Source organism: Anaeromusa sp., from assembly GCF_028691475.1.
Lineage (GTDB): Bacteria > Bacillota > Negativicutes > Anaeromusales > Anaeromusaceae > Anaeromusa.
Map to the genome: position 1 here is coordinate 1 of NZ_JAQUZF010000141.1, position 5824 is coordinate 5824.

Below are 5824 nucleotides of genomic sequence, written 5' to 3' on the forward strand. Positions count from 1 at the left end.
TAAAATACTAAAAGCCGGTGAAATCCTGATACCAAAGGATTTCACCGGCTTATTTTACGTTACACTAAATACCGTTTTCTACCCTCTTGCGGCCCCTCCGATTCTCCGGTTCTCTTGTTCAAAAAACCCTCGGGCCCTCCCTTTACTCACTCTACTCCTGTTTAAAAACCCGTTACTATTCCCTGCCTGGCAGCAGGGCCAGGGCCTCTGCTTCGGGCACAGGCTTACTGAAGAGATAGCCCTGCAAATAGTCGCAGCCCATTTCCAGCAAGCATTGACGCTGTTCAGGCAGTTCTACGCCTTCCGCCACGACCAGCAAGCCCATGGAATGAGCCAAATGAACGATGGATTTAACAAGCTGCGTCCGCTCGCCGTCTTCGCCCAGTGTATTAATGAAAGTCTTGTCAATTTTTAGGGTATGCACAGGCAGATTGTTCAAATAGGTCAAGGAAGAATAGCCTGTACCGAAATCATCCAGTGACAACAGCAGGCCACGCGCCCGCAAACGCCACAGTTTTTCAATGTTTTCGGCCATTTCTTCAATCAATACGCTTTCCGTAATTTCCAGTTCCAGCTGCTTAACACTGATGCCAGCCTCGGCAATGGATTCGTCCACGAATTCTACAAAGCCGTATTCCATCAACTGCCGTGCGGAAATGTTGACGGCCACCCGCAAATGCCCTTGTCCGTTCGCCGCCAGACGGGCGGCAAACGCGCACGCTTCCTTCAAGACCCAACGGCCAATAGGCACAATCCAACCGCTCTGCTCTGCAAAAGGAATAAATACGTCCGGCGCAATTAAGCCCTTTTCAGGATGCATCCAGCGCAGCAGGGCTTCAAAGCCAATTATTTCGCCATCATTGACCCGAACCTGCTGCTGATAAAACAAGCGCAGTTCGCCCACTTCCAACGCCTGCCGCAGCCCGGCAGCCAGCCAAATTTTTTGATCCGTCTGCGCCAGCAGCGTCCTTTCGTAAAAACACCAGCAATTGCGTCCAGCGCGTTTGGCCGCATACATGGCCAAGTCCCCTTTACGCAATAGTTCTTCCATATTCTCGCCGTCTTCGGGATACAAAACAACCCCTACACTGGCGGAAAGGCGCAGTTTGCCTGTACTCACTTCATAATCACGATACAGATTGCTCACAAGATCTTCCGCCATCTTGACCGCTGCATTCATATTGGCGCCGGGAACAACCGCCACGAATTCATCGCCGCCAATACGCGCTATGTAACAGTCCCTATTCAAGGCTTCATATACTTGGCGGCTGGCGGCGCAGATCACTTCATCGCCAATAGAGTGTCCAAAATGATCATTGATATCTTTCAACTCATCCATATCAATAAAAAAGAGCGCTCCCATTTGAGGTTCTTCCACGAGACACTGCGTCAGCTTTTCCTTGAGATTTTCCCGATTCGGCAAGCCTGTCAGCCCGTCAAAATAAGCCAGACGATGCATTTTTTCCTGCACCTTCAAGCGTTCCAGCGCCACTAGGGCTAAATCCGCAAATTGCTGCAGCGTTGCCACATCTTCTTTATGTACAATATGCTCCTGCCGCCAGCTGATGGTCAGAACGCCTCGTACCTCGCCCTCTTGAATCAAGGGCAGCATGATCACGCTCTTCAAATCCGTCAGCCGCGTATCGTCCATACGACCGGTGAAAGAGGCATACTCCGGGACATACAGCAATTCTTTTTGCTCATACACCAAGCCTTCCATGCCTGTTGCCAACGGCTGCACCTCATGGAGGAAAGGCAAGTACGCCCCCCGGCTATGACACATGCGAAAGCCCGGCGTTTTTTCCTCATAAAGAGAAATATAACCATCTGGCGAGTCTACCAAATACATAGCATTATCCAGAATAACCTCAAACAGTTCTTGCACATCTGTCAAAGGCCGAGTCAAAAGGGCCGTCACTGCTCGGTACTGCCGTTCCCGCCGCAGCACCTCTTCCTCCGCTTTCTTACGCACAGCCACTTCCTCTGCCAAGCTGTCGTTTAGCAGCGCCAATCGCTCATTGCTTTCAAGAGCTTCTTCATTCATGGCCAAGAGTTCTTGATTGGCCGCTCCTAGGTCCTGCGTGCGCCGTTCTACTAGGACTTCCAGTTGCCCTTGATACTGAGCCAGCGAATCAATCATGCGGTTAAAATAACCCGCCATTTCTCCCAGCTCATTTCTCTTATGTACCGGCAGGCGCACCGATAAATCGCCGCCGCTGACTTGCCTTGTCGCCTCTACCAACTTCCGAACAGGAAGACTAAAGCGCCTCGCAAGCCACCAGGTCAAACATACAGAAAGCAGCAGCACCCAGCTTCCGAGGAGAAAATTCCGCAGCGACACGTCTTTGATGAAAGCCATGGCAGCGCTTTTCTTTTGTACTACAATCAAACTCCAGGGCGCTGATAAGCCTGGCATGGGAATGCTGCGATACGCGCAAAGGTATTCATCTCCATCTTTTCCTTCATAAGAGGATATGCCGTTTTCCCCTTGCAAGACGGTTTGCACTATCGTTTCTAAGCCCGCTGGCAAAGCAAAGGATTCCTCTCGCACCACTTCGTTGTTCTCTGCATCGGTGACCATTTTTCCGTTGCTGTCACGCACCAAAACAGCCTTGTGCTTTGACTTATAGTTATAAAGCTCATTTACCTGACGCCGATCCGGATGCGCAATAACCCCGCCGTTACCGTCCAGAAGATAGGCATAGCTCCCGGCGCCGGAATTAAAATTATCCACCAGGTCCTGTACTTTAGACACCTCGATGTCCGCCATTAAAATGCCGTTTAAACGCCCTTCTTGAGAAACATCATGCACAATGGTAGTAATGGGAGCCTCTGTTGTTAAAGAATAATACGTATCAGATACATAAGACTGCCGCTGCGCCATGAATTTTTTAAACCAAGGTCGTTCCGCCCGATTGCCAGAGACTCCGCTCGAACGAGCCAGTTGATCTCCATCCAAGCTTGTCACCGCCAGCAATTGAAAAAACGGATACTGCCTTACCGTTTCCTGCAGCAACTGTCTCTGCTTGTCTACATTTCCATCAACAACAGTAGGCGATTTAGCCAGCAGCGAATTAACATTGTAGGCATTTTCCATAAATAGAGCTACATTATTGGCCAAGCTATGGGCCATTTGGTAATTGGTCTGCTGCATAGTGCGCTCATATTCTTCGGCCATAAAGTAGTAGCTCAGATACAAAGTAGAAGCCAGCGTCAACACGACAATACCAGACGTAAACAAGACCATCTGACTGCGAATAGTGCCAAAGATTGTCATGTGGCTCCTCCTTTTACTAAGTACATTCAACAGGTCTGCAGCTTTTAACATAAGCCTCTTTGCTTTGTCATTATTTTTTATTTATTTTATTCCATATAGTGGAATTCTCTCTTTTTTGCAAAATTCCTACTTGCATATTTTCTGTATAATATTTTTTTGCACTTTCGTTAACTTTTTAAGACTAAGGAACTAAACTTTGTTTAATCCTTCGAGACTTTAGTCTTAACAAGATAACTTTTCCGAACCCCCATCGTTTCCTGTGCATAAAGATACAAAGGAGCTGTCCGCCAAAGGTTTTAACCTTGGCAGACAGCTCCTCTAAAACCAGCCAGATCTTATGCTTAAGGTTTCACGCTGGCTTTAAATACTTGCTTGCCGTCTTTCATTTCAATAATAACCGCGCTCTTCACAGCGTCATGGGTAGCATTCAAGGTCGTAGAACCGGTGATAGCCGGGAAGTCTTTGGTTTCGGACAAGGCAGCGCGGATTTTGTCCGGCTCCAGGCTGTTGGCGCGTTTGATAGCGTCAATCAGAGCGTTCGCGGCGTCGTAACCCAGAACGGCCATAGCGTCCGGCATCTGACCATATTCCTTTTTATAGGCTTCCACAAAAGTTTTGCAAGCCGGAGAAGTATCTTCGACAGAGTAATGGTTGGTGAAATAGGTGTTATTCAAAGCTTCGGCAGTACCCAATTCTACCAGTTTAGGAGAATCCCAGCCGTCGCCGCCCAAGATCGGAGCAGTAATTCCAAGTTCCCGGGCCTGCTTAACGATTTTGCCCACTTCTTCATAGTAACCAGGCACATAGATAACTTCAGCATTCAGAGATTTAATCTTGGTCAAAATGGTTTTGAAGTCCTGATCTTTTTGCAGGTAGGACTCTTCCGCCAAAATGCTGCCGCCGCCTTTGGTAAAGGAGTCTTTAAAGAAAGCAGCCAAGCCTTTGCTGTAATCGCTGCTGTTGTCGATCAGCATAATTGCGCTTTTTACTTTCAACGTGTTCAACGCAAAATTAGCGCCCACAGTTCCCTGGAAGGGATCGATGAAACACATACGGTAGGTATATTGCTTCACTTTACCGCTTTTTTCATCCACAGTTACCTTGGGGTTCGTAGCGCCTACGGCCAGATAAGGCACTTTAGAGGCTTCCGCCACGCTCGAGGCCGCAATGGCGCTTGAGCTGGAGAACGTACCGGTCACAGCGACCACTTTATCCTGCGAAGCCAATTTCGTCATCGCATTGGCCGACTCAGAGGCTTCACTTTTATTGTCTGCAACAATTCCCTGAATCTGTTTGCCTAAAACGCCGCCTTTGGCATTTGCTTCTTTAATCGCCAATTTGGCGCCATTGGTAATGGAAGTTCCCAGAGTGGCGTTGCCGCCTGTCATTTCATTCAACAAGCCGATTTTAATGTCTTTGGAATTAGAATCGCCACAGCCGGCGACCAACCCTACCATCAATACCGCCATCACTATGGCCATCCATTTGATTCCCTTGTTCTTCACAAACCATCGCTCCCTCTCGAAACCACTGATTGACTCAGCCGTTCCTATACTTATTCCTATTTCACCAGCGTTCTTGCGACACTGTAAAACAGACATCCCTGACTCTCTCAAAAGAAAAAGAGCCAAACATCTCGTTTGACTCTGAAAAGCACACAAAGCTGCAAATTTTTAGTTCCCCAAAAAAATGCACTTATGGCTCTGTCCTTTTGCCTGAGAGTTTCATCGGCCGCAACCGGCCGACTTGCCCCTTCGGCGCCCTGCTTTGGCAGGGGCTCTCCAGAGTTCCATCCATTTACGGTTTGGCGAATTTTCTAACAAAACTGCTTTCTCCCGCAAACTTCACACGGACACCCATATTAAATTTTCAATACATTGTTTAGATTATACTAACCTGTCTATTTTTTGTCAAGTCTTTGTCTTAAATTTTGTTGTTTGATACTCTCACTTCTATTTTTCGTCACAAACGCCCAAAATTCGAACTTTTCCGTCAGCACCTCGCGCGGGCCGCTCTCACTCTGTGCGCGTTTCCAGTGCAAACCGCGGCTGCCGTTTTCCCTCCCAGGGCACCTCTTCAACAAACATGGCCAAGGGGCGCACCCAAAGGCCGCCTTCGCCGTACAAAGCGCGATAGACTACCAATTCTTCACCGGATTCACTGTGCTTTGCTACCCCCAGCACCTCATATTGATTGCCCTTGAAGTGACGATAAATACCTTTTTGCATGAGCTTCCTCCTTGTCAACAGCTTGTTTTTGCTATTATGTAGTCTCTTTTTCCCAGCGTATTTTATACTCTAAACCAGTTAAAAGCTTCGCTACTTCCAAATAAGAAAAACTGCCATTCTTCATTTTGGCATGAAATTCTTGCGTTCTCACGCCCAGCAATTCCGCCGCCTGCGCTTCGGTCATGCCTCCTTCGCGCAAAAGCAGCATCCGAATCCGCAACGATAGCTCTTCTCCTGTCATTTCATTCCTCCGTCTTTTTATTTTATACATTCTCTGGAAATTACACATATAAATGTATATCGTAGTTTTATTTTCGTG

4 protein-coding genes and 1 riboswitch are annotated in these 5824 nt (G+C 47.8%); all 4 genes read right to left on the reverse strand.

Going from position 1 to position 5824, the window contains the following annotated elements:
* Nucleotides 1-175 precede the first annotated feature (175 nt).
* Complete coding sequence (locus tag PHF27_RS12995; RefSeq protein ID WP_300070912.1) at nt 176-3277, reverse strand: EAL domain-containing protein; 3102 nt, start codon at nt 3275-3277, stop codon at nt 176-178.
* A 341-nt stretch (nt 3278-3618) separates the two neighbouring features.
* The gene (locus tag PHF27_RS13000) at nt 3619-4782 is read right to left on the reverse strand and encodes an ABC transporter substrate-binding protein (RefSeq protein ID WP_300070915.1); all 1164 of its coding nucleotides are present in this window, start codon (nt 4780-4782) and stop codon (nt 3619-3621) included.
* 188 nt (nt 4783-4970) lie between these two features.
* A riboswitch (glycine riboswitch) is annotated at nt 4971-5072 on the reverse strand.
* Nucleotides 5073-5292: 220 nt separating this feature from the next.
* Nucleotides 5293-5505: a DUF1653 domain-containing protein gene (locus PHF27_RS13005; protein ID WP_300070918.1), complete on the reverse strand. Its 213-nt coding sequence runs from the start codon at nt 5503-5505 to the stop codon at nt 5293-5295.
* A 34-nt stretch (nt 5506-5539) separates the two neighbouring features.
* On the reverse strand, nt 5540-5746 hold the full coding sequence (locus PHF27_RS13010; RefSeq protein ID WP_300070921.1) for a hypothetical protein: 207 nt from the start codon (nt 5744-5746) through the stop codon (nt 5540-5542).
* Between the last annotated feature and the right edge of the window lie 78 nt (nt 5747-5824).